This is a genomic window from Streptomyces sp. NPDC090032 (assembly GCF_044748025.1).
In the GTDB taxonomy this organism is placed as follows: Bacteria; Actinomycetota; Actinomycetes; order Streptomycetales; family Streptomycetaceae; genus Streptomyces.
The window spans coordinates 90,772-117,552 of record NZ_JBIVFF010000006.1; the positions used below are offsets into that span (position 1 = coordinate 90,772).

At 71.1% G+C, this 26,781-nt stretch carries 20 protein-coding genes and 1 riboswitch; of the genes, 2 read left to right on the plus strand and 18 right to left on the minus strand.

Translation table 11 applies throughout. From position 1 onward, the window contains the following. Nucleotides 1-28 precede the first annotated feature (28 nt). The 14 genes from ACIPWY_RS15845 to ACIPWY_RS15910 form a co-directional block, all read right to left on the minus strand. Entirely contained in the window at nt 29-1,327 is a 1,299-nt protein-coding gene (locus ACIPWY_RS15845; RefSeq protein ID WP_362897636.1) for a cyclopropane-fatty-acyl-phospholipid synthase family protein, read from the minus strand. A 278-nt stretch (nt 1,328-1,605) separates the two neighbouring features. Next, a complete protein-coding gene (locus tag ACIPWY_RS15850; protein ID WP_362897638.1) occupies nt 1,606-3,006 on the minus strand; it encodes an NAD(P)/FAD-dependent oxidoreductase in 1,401 nt (466 codons plus the stop codon). Nucleotides 3,007-3,525: 519 nt separating this feature from the next. Next, nucleotides 3,526-4,470: an exopolyphosphatase gene (locus ACIPWY_RS15855; RefSeq protein ID WP_393705436.1), complete on the minus strand. Its 945-nt coding sequence runs from the start codon at nt 4,468-4,470 to the stop codon at nt 3,526-3,528. After that, nucleotides 4,467-4,997: a DUF501 domain-containing protein gene (locus ACIPWY_RS15860; protein ID WP_362897642.1), complete on the minus strand. Its 531-nt coding sequence runs from the start codon at nt 4,995-4,997 to the stop codon at nt 4,467-4,469. The genes ACIPWY_RS15855 and ACIPWY_RS15860 overlap by 4 nt, the downstream gene beginning before the upstream one ends. Before the next feature lie 75 nt (nt 4,998-5,072). Continuing rightward, a complete protein-coding gene (locus ACIPWY_RS15865) occupies nt 5,073-5,561 on the minus strand; it encodes a septum formation initiator family protein (RefSeq protein WP_351986499.1) in 489 nt (162 codons plus the stop codon). Nucleotides 5,562-5,660: 99 nt separating this feature from the next. Further along, nucleotides 5,661-6,947 carry a phosphopyruvate hydratase gene (gene eno / locus ACIPWY_RS15870; protein WP_116512577.1) on the minus strand — a complete coding sequence of 429 codons (1,287 nt, stop codon included), beginning with the start codon at nt 6,945-6,947 and terminating at the stop codon, nt 5,661-5,663. Between the two features lie 325 nt (nt 6,948-7,272). Beyond that, nucleotides 7,273-7,965, minus strand: coding sequence for a transglycosylase family protein (locus ACIPWY_RS15875; RefSeq protein ID WP_362897644.1), 693 nt, complete (start codon nt 7,963-7,965; stop codon nt 7,273-7,275). A gap of 4 nt (nt 7,966-7,969) precedes the next feature. Continuing rightward, a riboswitch (cyclic di-AMP (ydaO/yuaA leader) is annotated at nt 7,970-8,186 on the minus strand. Nucleotides 8,187-8,310: 124 nt separating this feature from the next. Next, nucleotides 8,311-9,285 carry a transglycosylase family protein gene (locus ACIPWY_RS15880; protein WP_393705435.1) on the minus strand — a complete coding sequence of 325 codons (975 nt, stop codon included), beginning with the start codon at nt 9,283-9,285 and terminating at the stop codon, nt 8,311-8,313. Between the two features lie 139 nt (nt 9,286-9,424). Beyond that, nucleotides 9,425-10,696 carry a cytochrome P450 gene (locus ACIPWY_RS15885; RefSeq protein ID WP_393705434.1) on the minus strand — a complete coding sequence of 424 codons (1,272 nt, stop codon included), beginning with the start codon at nt 10,694-10,696 and terminating at the stop codon, nt 9,425-9,427. A gap of 53 nt (nt 10,697-10,749) precedes the next feature. Then, a complete protein-coding gene (locus ACIPWY_RS15890; protein ID WP_393705466.1) occupies nt 10,750-11,694 on the minus strand; it encodes a nucleoside triphosphate pyrophosphohydrolase in 945 nt (314 codons plus the stop codon). A gap of 155 nt (nt 11,695-11,849) precedes the next feature. Then, nucleotides 11,850-12,539 (minus strand): SurA N-terminal domain-containing protein, encoded by a 690-nt coding sequence (locus tag ACIPWY_RS15895; RefSeq protein ID WP_362897652.1) that lies wholly within the window; start codon nt 12,537-12,539, stop codon nt 11,850-11,852. A gap of 197 nt (nt 12,540-12,736) precedes the next feature. Further along, nucleotides 12,737-14,221: a protein kinase domain-containing protein gene (locus tag ACIPWY_RS15900; RefSeq protein ID WP_362898390.1), complete on the minus strand. Its 1,485-nt coding sequence runs from the start codon at nt 14,219-14,221 to the stop codon at nt 12,737-12,739. A gap of 50 nt (nt 14,222-14,271) precedes the next feature. After that, complete coding sequence (locus ACIPWY_RS15905; protein ID WP_362897654.1) at nt 14,272-14,913, minus strand: hypothetical protein; 642 nt, start codon at nt 14,911-14,913, stop codon at nt 14,272-14,274. A 112-nt stretch (nt 14,914-15,025) separates the two neighbouring features. Next, complete coding sequence (locus ACIPWY_RS15910) at nt 15,026-17,119, minus strand: N-6 DNA methylase (RefSeq protein WP_393705433.1); 2,094 nt, start codon at nt 17,117-17,119, stop codon at nt 15,026-15,028. Between the two features lie 198 nt (nt 17,120-17,317). Between ACIPWY_RS15910 and ACIPWY_RS15915 the strand changes: the two genes are divergently transcribed. Continuing rightward, entirely contained in the window at nt 17,318-17,800 is a 483-nt protein-coding gene (locus tag ACIPWY_RS15915; protein ID WP_362897658.1) for a hypothetical protein, read from the plus strand. A gap of 59 nt (nt 17,801-17,859) precedes the next feature. After that, nucleotides 17,860-18,624 carry a hypothetical protein gene (locus tag ACIPWY_RS15920; protein ID WP_393705432.1) on the plus strand — a complete coding sequence of 255 codons (765 nt, stop codon included), beginning with the start codon at nt 17,860-17,862 and terminating at the stop codon, nt 18,622-18,624. A 36-nt stretch (nt 18,625-18,660) separates the two neighbouring features. Here the strand turns inward: ACIPWY_RS15920 and ACIPWY_RS15925 are convergent, their stop codons facing one another. The 4 genes from ACIPWY_RS15925 to ACIPWY_RS15940 form a co-directional block, all read right to left on the minus strand. Beyond that, complete coding sequence (locus ACIPWY_RS15925) at nt 18,661-19,374, minus strand: HNH endonuclease family protein (RefSeq protein ID WP_362897662.1); 714 nt, start codon at nt 19,372-19,374, stop codon at nt 18,661-18,663. 207 nt (nt 19,375-19,581) lie between these two features. Beyond that, nucleotides 19,582-23,112, minus strand: a complete 3,531-nt coding sequence (gene mfd / locus ACIPWY_RS15930) for a transcription-repair coupling factor (RefSeq protein WP_393705431.1) — start codon at nt 23,110-23,112, stop codon at nt 19,582-19,584. 224 nt (nt 23,113-23,336) lie between these two features. Beyond that, entirely contained in the window at nt 23,337-25,916 is a 2,580-nt protein-coding gene (locus tag ACIPWY_RS15935) for an ABC transporter permease (RefSeq protein ID WP_393705430.1), read from the minus strand. Then, complete coding sequence (locus ACIPWY_RS15940) at nt 25,913-26,701, minus strand: ABC transporter ATP-binding protein (RefSeq protein WP_401533534.1); 789 nt, start codon at nt 26,699-26,701, stop codon at nt 25,913-25,915. The genes ACIPWY_RS15935 and ACIPWY_RS15940 overlap by 4 nt, the downstream gene beginning before the upstream one ends. Between the last annotated feature and the right edge of the window lie 80 nt (nt 26,702-26,781).

Sequence of the window (26,781 nt, forward strand, 5' to 3'; positions counted from 1 at the left end):
GTGCGCCCCATCCGTTGTTTCCGGGCCGTCAGTTCCAGGTACGCGCCCTCAGGGGCATACCGGGCTCGCCCGACAGGGGCGTCTTCACGGCCAGGATCTGGTTCACGCCGATCTTGTTGCGCTCGAAGCTCAGCGCGGACGCGGCCATGTAGAGACGCCAGATACGGGCCCGGCCGGGGCTGGTCAGTTTCACGGCCGCCGGCCAGTGGGCCTCCAGGTTGGCGACCCAGCGGCGCAGCGTGAGCGCGTAGTGCTCCCGGATCGCCTCCAGGTCCCTGACCTCGAACCCGGCCCGCTCCAGGAGCCCGGTGGTCGTGCCGACCGGCGCGAGCTCCCCGTCCGGGAAGACGTAGGCGTCGATGAACTCGTCGACCTCGTACGTCGACTCGTCCTTCTGGGGGCGCCGCGCGATCTGGTGGTTGAGGAGCCTGCCGCCCGGTTTGAGGAGGGCGTAGAGCGCCTCGGCGTACTCCAGGTACCGCTCGGAGCCGACGTGCTCGGCCATGCCGATGGACGAGATCGCGTCGAAGGGGCCGTCCCGCACGTCGCGGTAGTCCTGGACCCGGATCTCCACCCGGTCGGTGAGCCCCTCCTCCGCGACCCGCTTACGGGCGTACGCGGCCTGCTCCTGCGAGAGCGTCACGCCGACGACGCCGACGCCGTACTCGCGGGCGGCGTGGATGGCCATGGAGCCCCAGCCGCAGCCGACGTCGAGCAGGCGCTGACCGGGCGCCAGGCCGAGCTTGCGGGAGACGAGTTCGAGCTTGTCGCGCTGGGCGTCCTCGAGGGCGCCGTCCGGGGAGTCCCAGTACGCGCACGAGTAGACCATCGAGGGGCCGAGAACCAGCTCGTAGAAGTCGTTGCCGACGTCGTAGTGGTGGCTGATGGCCCGTCGGTCGCTGCCCTTGGTGTGCAGATGGAGGCGGCCGTGCCTGCGCATCTCCTCGCCGGGCGGGGCGGGCGGCAGGAAGGGCCCGGCGAGCTTGACCAGCTCGGCGACGGCGGCCCTGACCCGCGGCTCCTTCAGGGCCTCGACGAGGCTCCTGCTGTCGTCCTCGGGGCGCTCCCAGATGAGCCCGGCCATCAGGCCCAGGGCGTCGTAGAGATCGCCCTCCACGTCCAGGTCACCGGCCACCCAGGCGCGGGCCAGGCCGAGTTCCCCCGGCTTCCACAACAGACGGCGCAGGGCGCGGCGGTTGCGTACGACGAGAGTGGGACCGGCGGGCGGCCCGGCTTCCGAGCCGTCCCAGGCGCGAAGCCGTACGGGGAGCGGTACTCCGAGTAGCTGTTCGGCGAGGTTCTTCAGCCGCTGTGCGGCGTCCTGCATGGCGCACACCTCCGTGATGGGAGACGATCCCGGAATCGTCCAACACCACGTAAACACCAACGGGGCGCTCTCGCAGTCCCGTTACTGCGTTACGGATCGGCAAAATACGTGTAGCGGGCATGCATATTGGCGGGTCAGGGCGGCGGCCGGGTCGGTTTCCGGGCGGCTCCGAGACGCCGAAGGGACGGTTCCGGGAACGCCGAAGGGGCGCTCGCACCACGGATGGCGAGCGCCCCTTCGGGGGTGTTACTGGTGCTACCGGTGTTCCTGGACCGAGGTCAGGAGGCCTTGGCCTTCTCCTCGACCTTCGGCGCCTCGGCGGCCGGCTTGGGCGCCGGAGCCGGCTTGGCGGCCTCGTAGAACTCCTCGCGGGGGGACTCGAGGGCACCGAGCGCGGTGATGTCGCGCTTCTGGAACATGTTGAGCGTCCACTCGGCGATCACACGGACCTTGCGGTTCCAGGTCGGCATGGCGAGCCCGTGGTAGCCACGGTGCATGTACCAGGCGAGACGGCCCTTGAGCTTGATCTTCATCTTGCCCATGACGATCATCGCGACGCCCTTGTGCAGGCCGAGACCCGCCACCGCGCCCTTGTTGCTGTGGCTGTACTCCTTCTGCGGGAAGCCCCGCATGCCGGAGACCACGTTGTCGCCGAGGACCTTGGCCTGGCGCATGGCGTGCTGGGCGTTCGGCGGGCACCAGGCGCGCTCGGCCGGCGTGCCGTTCTTGACGGCCACCAGGTCCGGGACCTGGGCGTTGTCGCCCGCGGCCCAGATGTAGTCGCTGCCCTGCACCTGGAGGGTGGTCGCGGTGTCCACGTGGCCGCGGGGGCCGAGCGGGAGACCGAAGCGCGCGAGGGCCGGGTTCGGCTTGACGCCGGCGGTCCACACGACGGTGTTGGAGTCGACCTCGAGGCCGTTGCTGAGCACGACGTGACCGTCGACGCAGGACGGCATCGTCGTACCGAGGTAGATCTCGATGCCGCGGGACTCCAGGTGCTTCTTGCCGTACTGGCCGAGCTCCGGGCCCACCTCGGGCAGCACCTTGTCGGCGGCGTCGACGAGCACGAAGCGCATGTCCTCGCGCTTCACGTTCTTGTAGAACTTGGCCGCGTCGCGCGCCAGGTCCTCGACCTCACCGATCGTCTCGGCGCCCGCGAAGCCACCGCCGACGAACACGAAGGTGAGCGCCTTGCGGCGGATCTCCTCGTCGTTCGTGGACTCGGCCTTGTCGAGCTGCTCGAGCACGTGGTTGCGCAGGCCGATGGCCTCCTCGACGCCCTTCATACCGATGCCGACCTCGGCGAGGCCCGGCGTCGGGAAGGTGCGGGAGACCGCGCCGAGCGCGATCACCAGGTAGTCGAAGGGAACCTCGTACGCCTCGCCGACGAGCGGGGCGACCGTGGCGACCTTGCGGTCCTGGTCGATGGTGGTGACCCGGCCGGTGAGAATCTCGGCTCCGGGCACAGCGCGTCGCAGCGGGACGACGACGTTGCGCGGCGAGATGCTGCCGGCGGCGGTTTCGGGGAGGAAGGGCTGGTAAGTCATGTACGAGCGCGGGTCCACGACCGTGACGGTCGCTTCCGCATAACGCATCTTCTTGAGAATGCGTCGTGCTGCGTACAGGCCTACGTACCCACCGCCTACTACGAGGATCCTGGGACGCTCCGTGGTGCTCATGCCATCGAGTATCCACCTGTCCCGAGGGGGTCGCTCGTGCGCCCCTTCACAAGCACGGGTGGGGCCTCTGCTACACTTCGCCGCCCACGTGACGGAGGTCATGACGCCGGCGGGGAACCACCGTATAACTCCGCTCGTTCCGCACCCCTGTTGAGCTGCCGCTCCAGGCATTCGGCGGGGGTGGACCACTCGCCCGGTTCATCTGTCCGTAACAAGTCTGGAACGCCCCGCACGTCAGCCGCCAGGGCCCCAGGACCCCCTTCCGCGGGCCATCTGACCCAGAACCTCGCCCAACAGGGACCAATTCCTTGTGAAGAACTTCACGAACTTTCCCGACGGGGTGTCGCGGGAGCGTGTCGCCCCCCTCCTTGACCGCGCTCAGACGACGTCCTGAACGCTCAGCGGAGTCGCCGTCAGGCGGTACCGGAACGTCAGAAGGGGGGCCGGGAAGGGGCCCGGGAAGGGGGCAGGAGGCGGCCGGGAAGGGGGCGGGAAGGGCCCCGGAGCCGGACGGACGAGCTAGGCGATCGACCAGGCGATGCCGTCGAGGATGTCGTGTTCGCTCACCACGACCTCCTTGGCGCCGATCCACTCCATGATCAGGCGCAGCACCAGCGCCCCGGAGGCGATGACGTCGACGCGGCCCGGGTGGATGACCGGGTTCAGGGAGCGCTGGTCGTGCGTGGACGTCAGCAGCCAGTCCGTCAGCTCGGCGACCCGCTCGTAGGAGATGCGGGAGTGGTGGATGGCCACCGAGTCGTACTCGCTCAGGCCGAGCGCGAGGGCCGCGACCGTCGTCACCGAACCGGCGAGGCCGACGAGCGTGCGGGCCGCGGTCAGCGGGACCAGCTGTGTGACCAGGTCCAGGGCCTCGACGATGTCCTCGCGGATCGCCTCGATCTGCGCGGGCGTCGGCGGGTCGGTGACCTTGCCGTCCTCCCCCACCAGGTGGCGCTCCGTCATACGGACGCAGCCGATGTCGACGGAGTGCGCGGCCACGACCGTGTCCTCGCCGACGACGAACTCGGTCGAGCCGCCGCCGATGTCCACGACCAGGTAGGGCTTGTCGAGGTCGGCCCGGCCCGTCAGCTCCTTCGTCGCGCCGGTGAAGGAGAACTCGGCCTCCTGGTCACCGGTGATGACCTCGGGCTCGACGCCCAGGATGTCCATGACTCCGCGCACGAAGTCGTCCCGGTTCTCGGCGTCGCGGGACGCGGACGTGGCCACGAACCGGATCTTCTCGGCGCCGTGCGCCTTGATGATCTCGGCGTACTCGCGGCAGGCCGCGAAGGTCCGCTCCAGCGCCTCGGGCGCGAGCCGTCCCGTGCGGTCCACGCCCTGCCCGAGCCGCACGATCGTCATGCGGCGGTCCAGGTCGACGAGTTCACCCGTCACGGGGTCGGCGTCGGCGACGAGCAGCCGGATCGAGTTCGTGCCGCAGTCGACGGCGGCGACCCGGGTCACTCGCTGTCCTCGGGCGCGGCCGACACGCAGGGACCCTTCGCCCACCACTCGGGCAGCATCGCGATCGCCTCGTCGCCGAGCGGGTTCACGCCCGGGCCCGCGGCCAGCGAGTGGCCGACCAGGACGTGCAGGCACTTCACCCGGTCCGGCATGCCGCCCGCGCTCGGGAAGCCCTCGAGGACCTCGATGGCGTCACGGCGCGCGATGTAGTCCTCGTGCGCCTTGCGGTACGCGTCCGCGAGCTCGGGGTCGGTCTGGAGCCGCTCCGTCATCTCCTTCATGACGCCGTTCGCCTCCAGGGTGCCGATCGCGGACGCGGCGCGCGGGCACGTGAGGTAGTACGTCGTCGGGAAGGGCGTGCCGTCCTCGAGGCGCGGGGCCGTCTCGACCACGTCCGGGTTGCCGCACGGGCAGCGGTGCGCGATGGCCCGCAGGCCGCGCGGCGGGCGGCCGAGCTGCTCCTTGAACGCCTGGATGTCGGCGTCCGTGGGCGTGGTCGGCTCGGTCTGGGGCGGGGGCGTGTCCATGCCTGGGGGCTTTCCTTCAGTGAACTTCGGTGGGGTACTACGGAATTCAGGGGGTGGGGAATTCGGTGCGGCCGGTCAGTTGTCGGGGCGGTCGGCCTTGTCGACGCCGTCCCAGACGTTCGAGTACCAGGGCCGGCCCGCCGCGCCCTGCTCGGAGCGGGTGCGCTTCGCCGCGTCGGGGTCGCGCGCGATGTAGCCGGTCTCGCCCGGCATCACCAGGTGCAGCCGTTCGCGGATCCGCTGCTCGGCGTACGAGTCGTCCTGCCAGCGTGCCTTCTCGTCGCGCAGCCTGTCGACCCTGCTCTGGGCTTCCTGCCGCTGGCGCTGGAGGTCGGCGATCTGCCCGCGCTGGGAGACGTACTGCCTTATGGGGTAGGCGAGCGCGACGACCAGCGTGCACAGGACCAGGGCGAGGAGCGCCGCGCGGCCGGTGAGGCGGGAGCGGCGGGCCTGGCGTCTGGTCTGGGAGCGGTAGACGCGCTCGGCGGTCTGCTCGCCGAGCAGACGCAGCCGGGTCGCGGTGGAGAACCGGTCACGTTCCCTGTCCCGGACTCTCCCGGCCATCTTCGCGCCTCCCCTTTACGTGCGTACGTCCCCGCACACGGTACGGGACCGGGTGCGGGGACGTACGTACGACGCTTCGCTTCCTGCGGAGCCTGTGGCTCAGCCCTTGAAGCGGGGGAACGCGCTGCGGCCGGCGTAGACCGCCGCGTCGTCGAGGATCTCCTCGATGCGCAGGAGCTGGTTGTACTTGGCGACGCGGTCCGAGCGGGCCGGGGCGCCGGTCTTGATCTGGCCGCAGTTCACCGCGACGGCGAGGTCGGCGATGGTGACGTCCTCGGTCTCACCGGAGCGGTGGGACATCATGCACTTGAAGCCGTTGCGCTGGGCCATCTCGACGGCGTCCAGGGTCTCGGTCAGCGAACCGATCTGGTTGACCTTGACGAGCAGGGCGTTGGCGGAGCCCTCCTCGATGCCGCGGGCGAGGCGCTCGGGGTTGGTGACGAAGAGGTCGTCGCCGACGATCTGGACCTTGTCGCCCAGCTTCTCGGTGATGACGTTCCAGCCGGCCCAGTCGTCCTCGTACAGCGGGTCCTCGATGGAGACCAGCGGGTACGCGGAGACGAGCTCCTCGTAGTACTCGGTCATCTCGGCGGCCGAGCGGGACTTGCCCTCGAACTCGTACTTGCCGTCCTTGTAGAACTCGGACGCGGCGACGTCGAGCGCGAGCGCGATCTGCTCGCCGGGGACGTAGCCGGCCTGCTTGATGGCCTCGACGATGAGGTCGAGGGCCTCGCGGTTAGAGCCGAGGTTCGGGGCGAAGCCGCCCTCGTCGCCCAGGCCGGTGGACAGGCCCTTGGTCTTCAGCACCTTCTTGAGGGTGTGGTAGACCTCGGCGCCCCAGCGAAGGGCCTCGGAGAAGGACTCCGCGCCGATCGGCGCGATCATGAACTCCTGGATGTCGACGTTGGAGTCGGCGTGCGACCCACCGTTGAGGATGTTCATCATCGGGACGGGCAGCAGGTGCGCGTTCGGGCCGCCGAGGTAGCGGAACAGCGGCAGGTCGCTGGCCTCGGAGGCGGCGTGCGCGACGGCGAGGGAGACGCCGAGGATGGCGTTGGCGCCGAGCGAGCCCTTGTTGTCGGTGGCGTCCAGGTCGAACATCGCCTGGTCGATCAGGCGCTGCTCGGTGGCGTCGTAGCCGACGAGCTCCGGGCCGATCTGCTCGATGACGGCGAGGACGGCCTTCTCGACACCCTTGCCCTGGTAGCGGTTCGGGTCACCGTCGCGGAGTTCGATGGCCTCGAACGCGCCGGTGGACGCACCGGACGGGACAGCGGCACGACCGGTGCTGCCGTCGTCGAGGCCGACCTCGACCTCGACCGTGGGGTTGCCTCGGGAGTCCAGGATTTCCCGGGCTACGACGACGTCGATGGACGGCACGAGCATCTCCTTCTGGGATGTGACGCAACTACGCCGGGCCGCATGGTCCGGCAACACCTGAGCCTATCCGGCTCCGGGCATCGCCCTGCCGACCGACCGGCCCGTGGACAAAACCGAGAGCGAATTGTTTCCGAACGGAACAAAAAGTCTCGGCCGACAACGGACGAAAGCCCAGGACCCCTCACGCACCGAAGCCCCGCCCCGGGCGCGACGGGGGAATGCGCACCCGGGGCGGGGAGTCCTTGGGGACCTGGCGTGGTACCGGCCGTCCGCCGAAAGCCGGCACCCGAGCGGCCTGAGCGCTACCGCTCGCCGCTCGCTCCTCTCCTGCTTACTTGAGGTGGAGCTGCTGGCCCGGGTAGATCAGGTCGGCGTCCTCGACGATGTCCTTGTTCAGCTTGAAGAGCTTCGCCCAGCCGCCCTTGACGTGGTGCGCCTCGGCGATGGTGCTGAGGGTGTCGTGAGCCTTCACCTTGTACTCGCCGTCACCCTTCTTGACCTTCTTGCCGGCCGGGGTCTCGACGGTCTTCTTCGACTCCTGCTTCGGGGCGGCAGGCGTCGTGCGCTCCTGGCTGCGGGTGGTCGGCTGCTCGGCCTTGCGCTCCTGCTGCGGCTGCGGGGCGGCCGGGGCGGGGGCGGCGGAGCCGGTCGAGGCGGCGGACAGGCCCACGCCACAGCTCGGCCAGGCACCCTTGCCCTGGCTGGCCAGGACCTTCTCGGCGACGGCTATCTGCTGCGCCTTGGAGGCCTTGTCGGCGGTGGAGGCGTACGCGGTGCCGCCGTACGCGGCCCACGTGGACGAGGAGAACTGGAGGCCGCCGTAGTAGCCGTTGCCGGTGTTGATCGACCAGTTGCCGCCGGCCTCGCACTGCGCGACCGCGTCCCACTCGGAGGCAGTGGCGGCGGAGGCACCGGTGGCGCCCATCAGCGGGACGGCGACGGCGGCACCGGTGACACCGGCGAGCGTGGCGACACGGACGGCCTTGGACGGGCGGCGGTGCTTGCCCTTGCTGGAAAACAGCATCGAGAGATCCCCTCACCGACGCCTACGAGGTGAGCTGTCGGGTTCGGGCCGGATGAGTGCCCGGTCGCACGTCTTGCGTGCGACTTAACCCCAAGCCGGTCGTCCGGCCGTCTTTCAACGGCCGGGACCGGCACTTACCTTGGGTCCCCCGCTCCTGCCTACGGCGCTTACGCGACGACTGTTCCCGTACGGACATTGGCAGGATTCGGCGTGACATCCGACGGGGCCCGCTGTGGCGAGCGGTGATGACCGTAAGCAGCGGATCGCCCTAATTTCAAAGACGATCAGGGCCTTTGAGACCCATCTCTCACTCTCGCCAAAACGGACATTAATCCCGAACTGCCGTTACTTTTCGCCCGATTCGAGCCCAAGATCCAGACTCTGACCAGGAAGGATGAGGTTCGGGTCCGCACCCACCGTCTTCTCGTTCCCGGCGTACAGAGCGGCCCATCCGCCGTCCACGTCATGGGTGTCGGCGATGTCCCAGAGGTTGTCGCCGGCGCGGACCGTATAGGTACCTTCGTCCGGATTCGCGGCCTTACGACCACTTTCGTCACCGCGCGAGGCGTGGCGGCCCGCGCTGTCGTCGGCGCGCGAGGAGCCGGCGGTGTCGTCCTCGGCGGCGTCACCGCGGTGCCGGCCGGCGGTGGGCGGCGTGGCGGAGTCCGAGTCGGTGGAGGCCTCCGGTGAGGGCTCGCCGGGGGTCGAAGTCGAGCCGTCCTGGCCGGACTTGTCACCCTCGGAGGCATCGACATCCCGGGCGTTATCTACGGTATCGCCCGACTTGTCGCGATTCTTCTCTCGGGAGTCGGCCTTCGTGCCCGAGGACGCGGAGTCCGACGGCTCATCGCTCGCGTCGCCCTTCGCCTCGCCACTCCCGGAGTCACCGGCCGACGCCGACGGGGTCGGCAGGGCCGCACCGGGGTCGACCTCGGCCGCGGCGTCGTCCGCCGTGAGCCCTGAGGTGACCGAGCAGACCGGCCACGCCCGCGGGCCCTGGTCGTCGAGGACCTTCTCGGCGACGGCTATCTGCTGCGAGCGGCTGGCCTGGTCGGCGCGCGGCGCGAAGTCGAGGCCGCCGTAGTTCTCCCAGGTCTCCTGGGAGAACTGGAGCCCGCCGTAATAGCCGTTGCCCGGATCGGCGCTCCAGGAGCCGCCGCTCTCGCACTCGGCGAGCTTGTCCCACGTGGCCGTCGACGCGGCGCTCGCGCTGGTCGCGCCGAGCAGAGGGATCGCGATGGCGGAGCCGGCCACTCCCGCGGCGACGATGAGCGCGGGAGCCTGGCGGGGGCGACGGTGACGACCGTTCCCGGTGAGCATGGAGGCGCCTTTCGGGGGCTCGGGGAATGCTGCGGCGGGTGGTGCCGCGATGACTGGTGAACGTAGCGGGAGTCGAACGCTTGTCACAAGTCGATGCAGCGCAGATCACGTGAAAGTCACAGTCCTGACGACCCGTCAGTTACGGGGCTTTGACCGGGCCTTCCTGTTGCGGCGTGAACTCGACCGGAAGCGTGCGCAATCCCCGCATGATGAGCCCGCCGCGCCAGCGCAAATCGGCAGGTTCCCCCGCGAGTCGCAGGTCCGGAAGGCGCGTCAGAAGCGTCGCGAGGGCGGTCTGCCCCTCCAGGCGCGCGAGGGGCGCGCCGAGGCAGTAGTGGATGCCGTGCCCGTATCCGAGGTGCTGATTGTCACGCCGGGACAGGTCGAGGGTGTCGGGGTCGTCGAAGCGCGCCGGGTCACGGTCGGCGGCGGCGAGGACGACGAGGACGGGGTCACCTGCGGCGATGTCCTGGCCGCCGACGGTCAGCGGCTCCGTGGCGAAGCGCCAGGTGGCCAGCTCCACCGGGCCGTCGTAGCGCAGGAGTTCCTCGATGCCGGTCGCCAGAAGGCCCGATTCGCCCTCTTCCAGGGAGAGTTGCAGGCGCTCGCGCTGCTCGGGGTGGGTGAGCAGGGCGTATGTGCCGTTACCGATGAGGTTGATGGTGGTTTCAAAACCGGCGAACAGGAGGATGAAGGCCATCGCGGCGGCCTCGTTCTCCGTCAGATGCTCGCCGTGGTCGGAGGCGCGGATGAGGCCGGAGATCAGGTCGTCGCCGGGCTCGTCGCGCTTGCGGTGGATGAGCTCGACGAGATAGTTCCGGATCTTCTTCACGGAACGGGCGACCCCGCCGCGCGGGCCGCCCCCGTGGCGGATCATCATGCCCGCCCAGTCCCGCAGGTCGTCCTGGTCCTCGCGCGGGACGCCCAGCAGGTCGCAGATCGCGTAGATGGGGAGCGGGAACGCGAAGTCGTGGATGAGGTCCGCCTCACCCTTGGCGGCGAACTCGTCGATGAGCTGGTCGGTCAACTCCTGCACCCGGGGCGCGAATTCGGCCACCCGGCGCGGGGTGAACGCCTTCGAGACGAGGCGGCGCAGACGGGTGTGGTCCGGCGGGTCGATGTTGAGCAGATGCGTCATCAGCTCGGCCTTGCGCTCGCCCGGAATGCCGGTCTTGCCCTTGGCGTGGGCGGGCTCGTCGTGGTGCGCCGGGTTCTTGGACAGACGCTGGTCGGCCAGCGCCTGCTTCGCGTCCGCGTACCGCGTGACCAGCCACGCCTCGACACCGCTGGGGAGCGTGGTGCGGTGAACGGGCGAGTGCTCGCGCAGCCAGGCGTAGGCCGGGTACGGATCGGTGGCGAACTCCCAGGTGAAGAGTTCGGGAGCGGTGCGCTGCGCGGGCTTGTCGGTCACGCGTCGACGGTATCCGGCGCGGCGCGCCACTCCTGCCGGACCCCACCGAGGCCCTAGCCCAGCCCCTCCGCTGCGCGGATCGCGTCCCGGTACGCGCGGGCCGCCGCCCGCAGTGCCGCCTCCGGGTCGACTCCGTCGGCCTCGGCGCGCAGGGCGAGTGCGAGCAGTTCGTAGCCGATGCCCTCGCCGCCCGGCGCCGGCACGTCGAGGCCTGCCGTGCGGACGCGGGAGCCCAGCTTCGCCGCGAGTGCGAGGCCGGGCTGGCCGACCGGCACGCCGTCCGTGACGGACTCGCGCTGCTTCTCGACGGCCTTCGTGCGCAGCCAGTGCTCCTTCACGTCCTCGGGGGTGAGCGCCGTGTCGTCGCCGAAGACGTGCGGGTGGCGGTGGATGAGCTTCTCGACGATCCCGCCCGCGACGTCGTCCACGGAGAACGCCTCGTCCCCTTCCTCACCGGACGCCTCCTCGGCGATGCGGGCGTGGAAGACGACCTGGAGGAGTACGTCCCCGAGCTCCTCGCGCAGCTCGTCCCGGTCGCCGTCCTCGATCGCCTCGACGAGTTCGTACGCCTCCTCGATCGCGTACTTCGCCAGACCCTTGTGGGTCTGCTGCGAGGACCACGGGCACTCGCGGCGGATGCGGTCCATGACCTGGACCAGGTCGAGGAGGCGGGCGCCCGGCAGGTCGTAGGAGGCCGGGAGCAGTTCCAGGTCGGGCATCGCGACGCGGCCCGACCCGGCGAGCGTGGCCAGACCGTCGGTCAGGCGGCGGTCGCCCTCGGCGGTGGCGACGACCACGACGGTGCGGCCCCCGGCGCAGGCGTCGACGAGCTCGTGGGCGCTCGGCGCCGCCTCCCGCACCTCGACGCCGGCCTCCCGCAGATACGGCAGCTGCGGGTGTGCGGCGTCGGCGCACAGCACGTCGTCGGCGGCGTGCAGCAGCTGCCAGGCCGACCAGGACAGCAGGCCGGGCGCGACACGGTGGCTCGTGGTGAGCAGGACGACGCGGCCGGTCGGGGCGGCGGCGGGTCCGGATGCGTCCGCAGCGTTCTCTGCGTCGGCAGCGTGCTCTGCGTTCTCGGGGTTCGCAGCTTTCTCAGGGTTCACGTCTCGAACGTAACCCAGGCCGCCGGCCGCGCCTCGGGCGAGAGGCCCTACGCCGTCTGCTGGTCCCCCGTCTTCGGGGAGGTGACCTCGCGCACCCACGGGGTCTTCGCGTCGGCGCGGCCGTGGCTCTTGGCGATGTCCCAGGTGCCGTAGCGCGGGTTCAGGCCGACGTTCAGTTCCTTGGAGGCCTGGTCGAGCGCCTTCCAGAAGGGGGCCTGGTCGGCCTCGGACTGGGACTGCATGTTCGCGCCGACCTTCTGGGCCAGGCCCATCACCTCGAGGTCGGTACGCGCGCTGTCCGCGATGCGCTCGGGCGCGATGTTGTACTGCTGGAGCAGGGCGAGCTCGAGCTGCCGGACGCCGCCGGCCTGCTGCGCCATCGCGGCCTCCCGCTCCTGGACCTGCCTGCGGGTCACCGTGACGCCCGCGTCGGCGGCCGCGCGGTGCAGCACCCGGTCGAAGACCATGGAGTTCAGCGTGTTCCGGGTGAGGTTGCCGGACTTGGCGATGGCCTGCTCGTACTGCTGGTCGTCCTTGGTGGCGGCCTGCTGGGCGTCGCGCACCTCGTTCACCCGGTTCTCCAGCTGGGAGACGGTGATGCGGTCGCTGCCCAGGACGGCCGCGGCACCAGGGTGCGCGTCGTTGCCGCAGGCGGTGAGGAGGGGGACCGCGGCTACGGCGGCGGTGGCGAGGACGAGCGCGGTGCGGCGGCTGTTGCTGCTCTTACGGCCGTGCAAGGTGGGCCTCCCTGCGAGGAGTTTGTGGGCTTTCTGCGGCGCACAGCGCCTCCACCAGGGGCGGTGGTCGGGCGACGGGCGGGCGCACAAAGTCCGGCGGTGATCGATGTTAGGCAGTGGCCGTGCTCTCGGCCACCTATTCGACCCAACGATTCGCCGGGAGTTGAGGCACTCCCCCGCTCCCGGCCCGTCCCGGCTCAGCCCCGGACCTGCCCCAGCCACTGCAGGGTGCGGCGGATTTCGGCCGGGATCGGGTGTCCGGGCCCGTGCACGCGCTCCGCGTCGTGCAGCAGGCGTACGAGGGTGTCGTGCGCGGCGGCCCGGTCGCCGAGCGCGAGGAGCAAGTGGCCGATGCGGCGCCGGACTTCGAGGGGCAGCGTGAGGTCCGTCGTCGCGTACTGGTTCTCGTAGTACGGGAGCAGCGCGCGGTACTCGGCGAGTGCGGCGGCCGGTTCGCCGAGCTGTTCCAGGCACTGCGCGGCCTCGTAGCGGAACTGGAGGGACTGCGGGTCGGCCTGGCCCGCCTCGGCGGCCCGCTCGTCGGCGAGGCGGCGCAGCTCGGGCAGGGCGCGGCGGTACTGGCCGTCGTCCATGAGCGTCGCGGCGTACTGCTTGCGCAGGGTCCGGACGACCGGTGAGTGCTCGCCGTGCTGGGCCGCGGCGGCGGGCAGGATCGCGCCGAGGATGTCGACGGCCTGCGTGATGCGGCCCTCGCCGAGGAGGCGCTTGACCTCGTCGACGGCGCCCGCGACGTCCGGCTTGTCGGTGTGGGGCGTGGGAGCGGCGGGCTGCGGGGCGGGGGTGCGGGCGCGGTCGGGCCAGGGGGCGTGCGGGCGCAGGAAGGGGCGGGTGGGGTCGAGGGGGCCGCCGCTCGGTATGCCGCGCGCGGGCAGCAGCGGGAGCAGGGCCTCGTACGTCTCCTGGGCGGAGGCGGGCCGGTGCTGCGGGTCCTTGGCGAGCAGGCGCAGGACGAGGGCCTCCAGGGGTTCGGGGACCTCGGGGCGCAGCCGGCGGACCGGCAGAGGCGGCTCGTAGAGGTGGCGGTGCAGGACGCCGAGGGCGGTGGAGCCCGCGAACGGGACGTCTCCGCTGAGGAGTTCGTGCAGCAGCACCCCGAGCGCGTACAGGTCGGTGTAGGGGCCCACGGCGCCGCCCATGGCCTGTTCGGGGGCCATGTAGGCGGGGCTGCCGATGGGGGAGCCGGTGTGGGTGAGGCGGGTGGTGTCGGTGTCGAGTACGGAGGCGACGCCGAGGTCGAGGACGGTGACCGTGCCGTCCTGCTTGACCATCACGTTCCGCGGCTTGAGGTCGCGGTGCACGATCGGCACGGCGTGCACCGCGCACAGGACGGCGCACAGCTGGGCGGCGACGGAGACCGCCCACTGCCACGGGTAGGGGTCGTGTTCGGCGAGGTGGTCGGAGAGGTCGGCCCCGTCGACGTACTGCATGACGAGGTAGAGGTCCTCGCCCTGGGTGCCCGCGTCGTGGACGGTGACGAGGCCGGGGTGGTCGACCTGGGCGGTGACGCGGCACTCGCGCACGAAGCGGCGGCGCAGCTCGTCGGCCTCCTGGCCGGCGACGCGGTCGGGGCGCAGCAGCTTCACGGCTACGCGCCGGTCGAGCCGCTGGTCGTACGCCGTCCAGACCTGGCCCATGCCGCCCTGGCCGATGAGGGTGGACAGCTCGTAGCGCCCGGCGACGAGTTGTCCGCCGGACGCGTTCAGGGGTTGGGTCACCGTCCGCCTTCGTGCTTTCGCAGGTAGTCGCTGAGTTCGTCGAGCTCCGCGCGGACCTGGTCGATGCGGTGGGGCGGCGCCTGGGGCTGCGGTGCGGGGGTGGGCACGGGTGTGGGGGCCGGGCCCGCGGTCTGGGTGAGCTGGTCGTGCACGGGCTGCGTCGACGGAGGCGCGGTCGGCGGCACGGGCGGCGCGTAGTGCTGCTGCGGCTGCTGCGGATATCCGTACGCGGGTTGCTGGAGCGGCGGCTGCTGCGGCTGGTACCCGCTCGCGTAACCGCCGTAGAACGCGAGGCGCTCCTTGCGGCCGTGGCGGATGTCGGCCACCAGGTAGTACGAGACGACTCCGGCGAGCGTGATCAGGAGGATCGTCATGCCCGCGTCGCCGCGCCACGTCGTGAACTCGTCGACGCCCGGGTCCGTGGCGAGCAGCGAGATCGTGCCGGCCTGGAGCGCGGCGACGGACGCGAAGATGATCCAGTCCGTCCTGCTGCGCGTCGTCAGCGCGAGACGGAGCAGCGCCGTCCACGCGAGGAACCCGATGCTGAGCACGGCGAGCGCCACGAACAGGACGCGCAACCCGATCTGCACGCCATGCGACGGGCGCTGTGGCGGTGGCATGTAGCCCTGGCCGTGCATGGCTTCTCCTGCTGCTCCTGCTGACGGGTCCTTTATGTGTCGAGCGTATAGGCCGACTCCGACAACCCGCGCGGGGTTGTACGGAACCGTTGTCGTACGGATGTCGATCGCGTCACTCGGGGCCGAGCGTGCCGTCCGTCAGTCCGTCGTGCAGGCCCCGTACGAGCTGTTCGCCGAGGCGCGCGGCCTGGCGCAGGGCGTCCTCGAACTCGGCCAGGGCGCGGAAGCGTTCGCCGTAGCGGCGCTGGTCGGCCGGCGGGAGGCGCGGGAGTTGGAGGCGGCGCACGTCCAGGCGCGTGGCGGTGGACGCGTAGCTGCTGGCCTGCCGGTTGTTGGCGGTGCCGCGCAGGAACCCGGCGAGGAACCAGGGGTCGAGGGCTGCCCGGTCGGGGCGCAGCAGGGTCAGGCCGCGGCCGAGTGCGGCGCCCGCGGTGGCCTCGTCGACGACGCGGACGACCGCGCCGCCGCCGGCCAGGGGGACGACGACGTCGCCCGCTTCGACGAGTACGGGTTCCTCGTCCCCTCCTTGCGGTGAGCCGGAGGGCGCGGTTCCGGCGAGGACGTCGTGGTCGGTGAGGACGGGCACGCGCGCGGAGCCGCCGGCGGCGGGACCCGGTGCCGCCGGGGTCGCCGTGGTGGTGCGGAGCAACAGGGCGCCCGCGCGGGCGAGTTCACCGACCGTCGTCTGGGGCCAGCGGGCCGGGGGCTGCGCGGCGGGCGGGGTGTCGGGGGCGCGGTCGGCGGTGAGGCGCAGGGTGTCGCCGAGGCGGGTGCGGACCGCGGCGAGCTCCTCGGCGCCGCCGCCCGCGGCCGGGGGCGGCAGCCGGCGCGCGGGCGCGAGGTCGACCTCGTCGTCGAGCAGCTCGATCACGGGTACGGAGCGCGCGATGCCGGGCAGTTCCTCGATCGTGCCGTCGCGGTCGAAGGGCCGCCAGGCGTCGAGGACGGTCTGCTGGACCTGCTCCCACGGCAGCTTGTCGCGTCCGTCGACGGAGCCCGCCGGGGTGCCCCCGGTCGTCTCGACGAGGAGGAGTTCGGGCGCGGGCGGGGTGCCGGCGCCGGGCCTGCGCAGGACCCACAGGTGCAGCGGAATGTTGTTGGGCGGGACGGAGCCCGCGGGCAGGGCGATCACGGCGCGCAGGGCGCCGCGGCGCAGGAGGTCGGCGCGGATGCGGCGGCCCGAGCGGCGGGACGCGGCGGCGGGCGGCATCAGCAGGACGGCGGTGCCGCCGTCGCGCAGTCGGGCCAACGCGTGCTGGATCCAGGCGAGTTCGGACTCGGTGCGGGCCGGGAAGCCGTACTCCCAGCGGGCGTCGTAGGCGAGTTCGTCGTGGCCCCAGTTGCGTTCGTTGAACGGCGGGTGGGCGAGCACGGCGTCGGCGCGGACGTCGGGGAACGCGTCGGCGCGCAGGGTGTCGCCGGACGCCGTGCGCACGGTGGTTCCGTCGGCGGCCGGGGTGCCGAGGGCGAGGCGCAGCGCGGTGAGGGCGGCGAGGTCGGAGGCGCTGTCCTGGCCGTAGAGGCGCTGGTCCGGCTCGGGTGCGAGGTCGCGTACGGCGCGCAAGAGGGCGCCGGTGCCGCAGGCCGGGTCGAGGACGGTGCGGGCGGATCCGGCGAGGGCGGCCATGAGCTGGGCGGGGCCCGCGGGCGTGAGCGTGTACTGGCGCGGGTTGGCGTCGAGATGACGGCCGAGGAGGAACTCGTACGTCTGGCGGGCGCCCAGTTCCGCGGCGAGTTCGGCGGCGCCGCGCAGCAGCGGGACGGAGGGCGCGAGCCCGGCGTCGGGCAGGCGTACGGCGCGCTCGTCGCGGGGGCCGAAGCGCGGGGTCAGGACGTCGTCGAGGGCGCCCGGGAGGCGCGCTGCGAGTTGCCCGTCGGAGACCGCGGCGAGTTCGAGCCAGTCGGTGGGCCGGTCGTGTACGAGGAGCAGGACGCAGCCGGTGTGCAGGAGGGCGACGCCGGGGCCCGCGGGGTGTCCGGCGAGCTGCTGCCAGACACGTTCACGCAGGGGCACCTCGGCGAGCTTGCCCTGCTCCCGGAGCCAGTTCTCGACGTCGGTGAGGGCGAAGGAGGGGCTGGTCTCGGTGCCGCCGACGGGCTTGGGGAAGTCGGGGTGGCGGCGGCGCCAGTTGCTGACGGCGGCGCGGCCGACCCCCGCGAGCCGGGCGATCCCGGCCGCGGTCACTTCTGTGGCGTTGTCCTGCACCCGGCGTGCTCCCCTCGGCTCCCCCACATGACTGTGGCGCCGAGCATACCCGCGAACGCGTATGCGCCCCATTCACGACCGTGTACACACTCAACTTCGTGAACCGTGTTGACTCGGTTCACAGGCTCTGTTCTTATTGACCCATCGAAACGAGCGGTCGCCGGAATCGAGGGGCCGCCTTCTGTGGGGGGATCAGCCATGGGCATGAAGACCAAGGTCGCGCTGGGTGCGGTCGTCGGAATCGTCGTCATCGGCGCCGTGTCGGCGAACTCGGGCTCCGGCAACGACGGCAACGGGGGGAACGGCGGCGGCACCTCCGCCGCCGCGGACAAGAACGCGGGCGGCTCGGCCGGCAAGGCCGGTAACGGCGACAAGTCCGGCGACAAGGGCGCGTCGAAGGCCTCGCAGGCCGAGCAGTTCAAGGCCTTCGTGGCGAAGAACGGCACACCCAAGGAGAAGGACGCCGTCGCCCACGTCCTCAAGATCCAGGGCGCCGACCAGCAGAACGACATCCTCGACAGCGCCGACGTCTACACCGACTTCACCGGCGGCCTGATGGGCGAGGGCTCCGGCCCCTCCAAGCTGATCGCCTCCGCGTTCGCGGACTGGAAGGACAGCAAGAACGGCCTCGTCACGGTCTACGACGCAGACGGCGAGATCATCACCAACGGCAACTTCTGACGGCCGTACACCACCGCACCGCCTCCACCACCGTCTCAACCACTTCCCGGGGAACTCCCATGCGCCGCAGCACACTTGCCGCCCTCTGCCTCACCGTCGTCACGGCCGCCGTCTCCCTCACCGCGTGCGGGCCCGGCGGCCCCGGCGAGGCATCGGGCTCGGGCGACAAGCCCAAGGCCCCCTTCGCCGACCTGTCAGGACCGGACATCGCCAACAAGGCCATGAAGGCCACCCGCGGCGCCTCGTCCCTCACCATCAAGGGCGACGCCGCCGACGGGGACGGCGGACAGATCGCGCTCGACGTCGCCCTCGACAGACGGGGCGAGTGCACCGGCTCGATGGGCATGAACGGGCAGGGCAAGGTCGACCTGATCAAGACGGGCCCGACCGTGTACCTCAAGTCCGACGAGGCGTTCCTGCGCGCTCAGAGCGAGGGCGAGTCCAAGGCGGACACGGACGCCGTCGTGAAGATGCTCGCGGGACGCTGGATGAAGTCGAAGGCGGACAGCCCCGACGCCAAGGACATGGCGGAGTTCTGCGACCTCGACTCGCTGCTCGCCGAGTTCAAGAGCAACGACACCCTCGCCCGCAAGGGCAGGGCGACGACGGTCGACGGCACGCCCGCGTTCACGGTCACCGAGACCGACGGCAAGGACGAGTACACGCTCTACGTCGCGACCGAGGGCAAGCCGTACGTGCTCAAGCTCGTCACCAAGTCCGCCAAGGAGCCCGCCGCGCTCACGTTCACCGACTACGACAAGCCGGTCAAGGCCGCGCCGCCGGCCGACAAGGACGTCGTCGACCTGGACAAGCTGGGCGGCTGAACGGGCCCGCGCAGATGAACAGGCCCGTGCGGACGGTCAGTCGGCGTGGAAACGCGCCGGCGCCGATGTCGGGTTGCCGCCCGTGGGCAGGGCCTGGTCCGGGCAGTCCGACAGCACGCGCTTCATGGCGTCCCGCTCGCCGGCCGTCACCCACAGCCCGTACTTCTTCTTCACGGCGACCTGCCCGGCGACATAGGTGCACCGGTACCCCTTGCGGGACGGCAGCCAGGTCGCCGTATCGCCCTCGCCCTTGCTGCGGTTGGGGCCGGCGTCGACCGCGAGGAGGTTGAGCGGGTCGTTGGCCAGGGCGATGCGCTTGCTCGGCGCCCACTGCTGGGCGCCCTTCTGCCAGGCGTCGGAGAGCGCCACCAGATGATCGATGTCGACCTGGCTGCGACCGCGCACGAACGCGATCTCCTTGCCGGTGTACGGGTCGGAGGCGAGCGTCCCCGACACGACCGTGCACCGCCCGTCGCGGAACTTCACACCCGTCAGGTCCCGCTTGAGTATGTCGTCGCGGGTGTCGCAGCCGTTCGAATCGGTGTCGGCCCAGGCACTGCCGAACCGGTCCCGGTCGTAACCGGTCTTGGGCGCCCGCCCCTTGACGGTCAGCGAGTTCACGGCGTCGAGCGCGCTGCCCGCCTTGTACTCGGGCCCGGCCCCGGACCCGCCCTGCTGCTCCACGGTGCAGCCGGTGGCGACGGCCACGGTCACGACTACGGCGGCGACTGTCCGCCCAGCGCCTCGCATCACGACGCTCCCCCCTGCTAGTCCGGTTCGGGTGTCACCGTATCGGGTGAGCGCGCAGGACACGCGGGCGCACCGAGGCGCGTGGAAGCAGCCGGCGCACGGAACGCGGACAGCCCGCATCGGCCGCCCCGTCACCTGCGCATTCGCTCGTTCAGGCGATGCCACCGGGAGGACCCGGCCGGCGCCACCCGCTGAACCGCTCCCCCGCTACGACCCGAGGATCGACGTCAAGAACTCCCCGACCCAGCCCAGGAGTTCGCGTCCGACGAGCGGCTTGCCACCCACCTTCGCGGTCTTCGGGCGCGGGACGAGCACCTGGTGCGCCGCCGCCTTGATGACCGTGCCCGGGTAGAGGCGCTTGAGGCGCAGCTCCTGCGACTCCCTCAGGTCCACGGGCGCGAAGCGGATGTTGTTGCCCTGGAGGACGATCTCGCCGACGCCGCACGCCCGCGCGAACATGCGCAGGCCGGCGACGAGCAGCAGGTTCTCGACCGGCTCGGGCAGCTTGCCGTAGCGGTCGGTGAGCTCCTCGCGGACCGCCTTGACGTCCGCTTCCGTGTTCACGGAGGCGATGGCGCGGTAGGCCTGCAGGCGCAGGCGCTCGCCGGGCGCGTAGTCGTGCGGGACGTGCGCGTCGACCGGGAGCTCGATCTTGACGTCCAGGGGCGGCTCCTCCTCGACACCGCCCTCGACGGCGGCCCGGTAGTCGGCCACCGCCTCGCCGACCATGCGGATGTAGAGGTCGAAGCCGACGCCCGCGATGTGGCCCGACTGCTCTCCGCCGAGCAGGTTGCCCGCTCCGCGGATCTCCAGGTCCTTCATCGCCACGTACATGCCCGCGCCCATCTCCGTGTGCTGGGCGATGGTGGCGAGGCGCTCGTGCGCGGTCTCGGTGAGCGGCTTCTCCGGCGGGTACAGGAAGTACGCGTAACCGCGCTCGCGGCCTCGGCCGACGCGGCCGCGCAGCTGGTGGAGCTGGCTGAGGCCGAAGTTGTCGCCGCGCTCGACGATGAGGGTGTTCGCGTTCGAGATGTCGATGCCCGACTCGACGATCGTCGTCGAGACGAGGACGTCGAACTTCTTCTCCCAGAAGTCCACGACGACCTGTTCCAGGGCCTGTTCGGACATCTGGCCGTGGGCCGTCGCGATGCGCGCCTCGGGGACGATGTCGCGCAGGCGGGCCGCCGCGCGGTCGATGGACTCGACGCGGTTGTGGATGTAGAAGACCTGGCCCTCGCGCAGCAGTTCACGGCGCACGGCCGCGCCGATCTGCTTCTCCTCGTACGGGCCCACGAAGGTGAGGACCGGGTGGCGCTCCTCCGGCGGCGTGGTGATCGTCGACATCTCGCGGATGCCGGTGACGGCCATTTCGAGCGTACGGGGGATGGGGGTGGCCGACATGGTGAGGACGTCGACGTTCGCGCGGAGCTTCTTCAGCTGCTCCTTGTGCTCGACGCCGAAGCGCTGCTCCTCGTCGACGATGACCAGGCCGAGGTCCTTGAACTTCGTCTCGGAGGAGAACAGGCGGTGCGTGCCGATGACGATGTCGACGGAACCTTCGCGCAGGCCCTCCAGGGTGGCCTTCGACTCGGTCTCCGTCTGGAAGCGCGACAGCGCCCGTACGTTGACGGGGAACTGGGAGTAGCGCTCGGAGAACGTCCCGAAGTGCTGCTGGACGAGGAGCGTGGTGGGCACGAGGACCGCGACCTGCTTGCCGTCCTGGACGGCCTTGAAGGCTGCGCGAACGGCGATCTCCGTTTTGCCGTAGCCGACGTCGCCGCAGATCAGGCGGTCCATCGGGACCGTCTTCTCCATGTCCTCCTTGACCTCGGCGATGGTCGTGAGCTGGTCGGGGGTCTCCACGTACGGGAACGCGTCCTCCAGCTCGCGCTGCCAGGGCGTGTCCGCGCCGAAGGCGTGGCCGGGCGCCGCCATGCGCGCCGAGTACAGCTTGATCAGGTCCCCGGCGATCTCCTTGACCGCCTTCTTCGCGCGGGCCTTCGTCTTCGTCCAGTCCGCGCCGCCGAGACGGTGCAGCGTCGGGGCCTCACCGCCGACGTACTTGGTGATCTGCTCCAGCTGGTCGGTGGGGATGTAGAGGCGGTCGCCGGGCTGGCCGCGCTTGGCGGGCGCGTATTCGACGACGAGGTACTCGCGGGTCGCGCCCTGGACCGTGCGCTGCACCATCTCGATGTAGCGGCCCACGCCGTGCTGCTCGTGGACGATGTAGTCGCCGGATTCGAGGGTGAGCGGGTCGATCGACTTGCGGCGGCGGGCCGGCATGCGCTGGCCGTCCTTGCCCGCCGCCTTCTGGCCGGTCAGGTCGGTCTCGGTGAGGACCGCCAGCTTCAGGGCCGGGTCCACGAAGCCGTAGTCGATGGAGCCGCAGGCGACCTGCACGACCGACGGGGTGAGTTCGGTGAGGTCCTGGTCGAGGCGGGCCGGGACGCCCTCGCCGCCGAGGACCTCGACGGTGCGGGCCGCGGGTCCGTGCGCCTCGGTGACGTAGACGGCGCGCCAGCCGTCGGCCAGCCAGCCCTTGGTGTCGGCGAGCGCCCGCGCGGTGTCGCCGCGGTACGACTCCGGGGCGTGCATGCCCAGCTTCAGGGTGTCGGAGCCGAGTGCCTCGTCGGCCGCGAACGGGGAGACGGACCACCACATCATGTCCAGCTCGCGCGCCCGGTCGCGGACGTCGGCGATGGACCGCAGGGACGCCGCGTCCACGTCGATGGGGGCCTCGCCGCCGCCGGCGGTGGCCGCCCACGACGCCTGGAGGAACTCCTGCGACGTGGCCACCAGGTCGGCGGCGCGCGTGCGCACCCGCTCCGGGTCGCACACCACGGCCATGGAGCCCTCGGGCAGCACGTCGAGCAGCAGCTCCATGTCGTCGACGAGGACGGGGGCGAGGGACTCCATGCCCTCGACGGCGATGCCCTCGGCGATCTTGCCGAGGAGTTCGCCCAGCTCCGGGTGTTCCTCGGCGAGGGCGGCGGCCCGCTCGCGGACCTGGTCGGTGAGCAGCAGCTCGCGACAGGGCGGCGCCCACAGGCCGTGCTCGGCGACTTCGAGGGAGCGCTGGTCGGCGACCTTGAAGTAGCGGATCTCCTCGACGTCGTCGCCCCAGAACTCGACGCGCAGGGGGTGTTCCTCGGTCGGCGGGAAGACGTCGAGGATGCCGCCGCGCACGGCGAACTCGCCGCGCCTCTCGACGAGTTCGACCCGGGCGTAGGCGGCCGCGGCGAGCGCCTCGACGATCTCGTTCAGATCGGCGCTCTGCCCGGTGCGCAGCGCCACGGGCTCCAGGTCGCCGAGCCCCTTGACCTGCGGCTGGAGTACGGAACGGACGGGCGCGACGACCACCGACACCGGTCCGGTCTCGGGGTCGTCGGCGCGGGGGTGCGCGAGGCGGCGCAGGACCGCGAGGCGGCGGCCCACGGTGTCGGAGCGCGGGGAGAGCCGCTCGTGCGGCAGCGTCTCCCACGAGGGGTACTCGGCGACCCCGTCCTCGGGCAGCAGCGAGCGCAGCGCCGCCGCCAGGTCCTCGGCCTCCCGCCCCGTGGCGGTCACGGCGAGCACGGTCCGCCCGGTCCGCCTCGCGAGAGCCGCCACGGCGAAGGGCCGGGCGGCGGGCGGGCCCACCAGGTCGACGTGGGGGCGGTGTCCGTCGGTGGCGGCCTTCACCGCTTCGGCGAGCGCCGGGTCTCGGCTTACGGCGTCCAGCAGACCGTGCAGGCTCATGAAGGGCTTCCATCCCGGGGAGTGGGCAACGCGAACCGCCCGACACGTCGAACGGGCCGGGGGTCTTCCAGACTACGACGTGCCGCCGACACCCGCGTGCGCATCATTCGCGGATCACTTGCATGGTTCCCAGGGCGCACGGCGGCCCCGGAGTGTCCGGGAAGGACACTCCGGGGCCGCCGTGCTCTTTCCCCACGCTCCCCCGTTCGCATCGCCCCGCGCGGCTAATCCGTAGCGATCGCGTTCAGTACGTTCATCCGGCCCGCCCGGAACGCCGGCACCAGGGCCGCGAACAGGCCCACGAAGGCCGAGCCGATGAAGACGCCGATGATCGTCGGCCAGGGGATCTCCAGGACGTTCAGCCCCTCCAGGGCGAGGAGCTGCTGGGCGGTCGCGCCCCAGCCCATGCCCAGGCCGAGGCCGAGGAGGGCGCCGAAGAGGGCGATGACCACGGACTCCAGGCGGATCATGCGGCGCAGCTGCCGGCGCGAGAGGCCGATGGCCCGCATCAGGCCGATCTCACGAGTGCGCTCCACCACGGAGAGGGCCAGCGTGTTCACGACGCCCAGGACCGCCACGATGATCGCGAGGGCCAGCAGGCCGTAGATCATGTTGAGGAGCTGGCCGATCTGGTCCTTCAGGGTCTGCTTGTAGTCGGTCTGGTCCTTGACGTGGACCGTCGGGTCGGACGCGACCGACGCCTTCAGCGCCTTGTAGGCCTGGTCGGCCTTGCCGGACTCCGCCTTGGCGAACATCATCCCGTTGAGCGGCAGCCGGCCGGCGGGCACGTACTGCTTCGCGGTCGCGAGGTTGATGTACATCGCGCCCTTGTCGAACGCCGTGTCGTCCGACGTGATCGCCGCGATCTTCAGGTGGGCCGTGCGGCCGCGCTCGAAGGCGACGTTCATGGTGTCGCCGACCTTGAGGTGGTTCTTCCTGGCGAACTCCGAGCCGACCGACATCGCGTTCTTCCCGTACGCCGCCGACAGCTCACCGGCGGTCGTCTCGCGCCGCAGGTCCTGGGCGTACGAGGGCGTCGCGGCGACGAGCGCCTCGTCCTCCTTCGTGCCGTCCGGCGTGGTCAGCTTCGTCTTGACGAACTTGACCTCCGTGACGTGGGAGACGTACCCCGACTCACCCGCCTTCTTCAGGGCCTCGGCGGCCTGCGGCTTCAGCCCGTTCTGACCCTCGATGATGAAGTCGGCGCCGACGGACTTGTCGAGCTCGCTGGTGGCCGAGGCGACCATCGAGGAGCCGACGACGGACAGACAGGCGACGAGCGCGAGGCCGATCATCAGGGCCGCGCCGGTGGCGCCGGTGCGGCGCGGGTTGCGCAGCGCGTTGCGCTCGGCCATGCGGCCGACCGAGCCGAACATCCGCAGGAGTACGGCGCTGATGACGCGCACCACACCGCCCGCGAGGAGCGGTCCGATGACGACGAACCCGATGAGCGTGGCGACGATGCCGACGCCGAGCCACAGCGAGCCCTCGCTCGCCCTGGCCGCCTGCGAGGCGGTGTAGAGCGCGAAGCCGCCGCCGCCCGTGAGGACGAGACCGATCAGGGCGCGGACCACGCCCGCCTTGACGTCGGCGGGGGTGCCGGCGTCCCTGAGGGCCGCCATCGGCGAGACCTTGCCCGCGCGGCGGGCCGGGACGTACGCGGCGAAGACGGTGACGACGATGCCGAGGAGCAGCCCGACCACCGGGGTCGTCCAGTTGACGGTCAGGTCGTCGGTGGACAGGTCCATGCCCGCCGCGGACATCAGCTTCATCAGGCCTACGGCGAGTCCGACGCCCGCGCCGACGCCGGCGACCGACCCGACGATGCCGAGCAGCAGCGCCTCGACGAGGACCGAGCGGTTGACCTGCTTGCGGCTCGACCCGATGGCCCGCATCAGGCCGATCTCGCGGGTCCGCTGGGCGACCAGCATGGAGAAGGTGTTGATGATCAGGAAGATGCCGACGAGGAACGCGATCCCGGCGAAGCCGAGCATGGCGTACTTGATGACGTCCATGAAGGAGCCGACGTCCTTGCGGTTGGCGTCGGCGGCTTCCTTCTGCGTCTGGAACTTGTACGGGCCGTCGAGGGACGCCGCGACGTTCTTCTTGAGGACGGTGTCGCTGACGCCGGTGGCGGCGGCGACGTTGATCTGGGTGAACCGGCCGCTCTGCCCGATGAGTTCGCGCTGGGCGGTGGCCGTGTCGAAGTAGACGACGGCCGCGCCCGGGTTGGTCACCTTGAAGGAGGCGATGCCGACGATCTTCGCCCTGAAGTCGCCGGTGGCGGCGATGGTGCGCAGCTCGTCGCCCATCTTCAGGTGGTGCTTGTCCGCGGTGTCGGAGTCGACCATGACCTCGGTGGGGCCGCGCGGGGCGTGGCCGGAGGTGATGTCCATGGAACGCAGGTCGTTGTGCGTCCAGTTGCCCGCGATCGTGGGGCCGCCGTTCTCGGAGCCCATGTTCTTGTTGTCCGCGTTCACGACGGTCACGTTCATCGAACTGACCGCGCCCTCGGCCGACTTGACGCCGTCGGCCCGCTTGACCTGCGCGAGGGTGGAGGCCGGCATCGACTCGGGGCGACCGGTGTCGCTGCCCTCGCTCTTGGCGGCCTTCGGGCTGACGGTCACGTCGGACGACGTCGCCGCGAACAGCTTGTCGAACGTGGTGTCCATCGTGTCGGTGAAGACGAGCGTGCCGCACACGAACGCCACCGACAGCAGGACCGCCACGGCCGACAGGGCCATGCGCCCCTTGTGCGCGAAGAAGTTGCGCAGGGAGGTCTTCAGCACGGTGTTCGCACTCATGAGGTGCGCCCCCGCGCGTCGAAGTCCTTCATGCGGTCGAGGACGGCGTCCGCGGTGGGGCGGAGCATCTCGTCGACGATGCGGCCGTCGGCGAGGTAGAGCACCCGGTCCGCGTACGAGGCGGCGACCGGGTCGTGGGTGACCATCACGATGGTCTGGCCGAGCTCGTCGACGGACTGCCGCAGGAAGCCGAGCACTTCGGCGCCGGCGCGCGAGTCCAGGTTCCCGGTCGGCTCGTCACCGAAGATGATCTCCGGCCGGGCGGCGAGCGCGCGGGCCACGGCGACGCGCTGCTGCTGACCGCCGGAGAGCTCGGTGGGCCGGTGCTTGAGGCGCTCGGCCAGGCCCACGGTCCGCACGACGCGGTCCAGCCACTCCCGGTCCGGCTTGCGGCCCGCGATGTCCATGGGAAGCGTGATGTTCTCCAGCGCGTTCAGCGTCGGCAGCAGGTTGAACGCCTGGAAGATGAAGCCGATCCGGTCCCGGCGCAGCTGCGTGAGCTTCTTGTCCTTGAGGCCGGTGATCTCGGTCTCGTCCAGGTAGATCTGCCCGGCCGTGACGTTGTCGAGGCCGGCGAGGCAGTGCATCAGTGTGGACTTGCCGGACCCCGAGGGGCCCATGATCGCGGTGAACTGGCCGCGGGCGATGTCCACATCGACGTGGTCGAGCGCGACGACGCGGGTCTCACCCGAGCCGTACGCCTTGACGACCTGCCGCGCCCGCGCGGCGACGGCCGTCCGTCCTCCAGTACCCCCGTGCCTGGGAATGGTCACAGCCGTTGTCACGGTAAGTCTCCTATGTCGGTCATGCGGAATGTCAGGTGTGTGCGACGTGCTTCAGTCTGCTGGCGAGAGGTCCCCCGGCG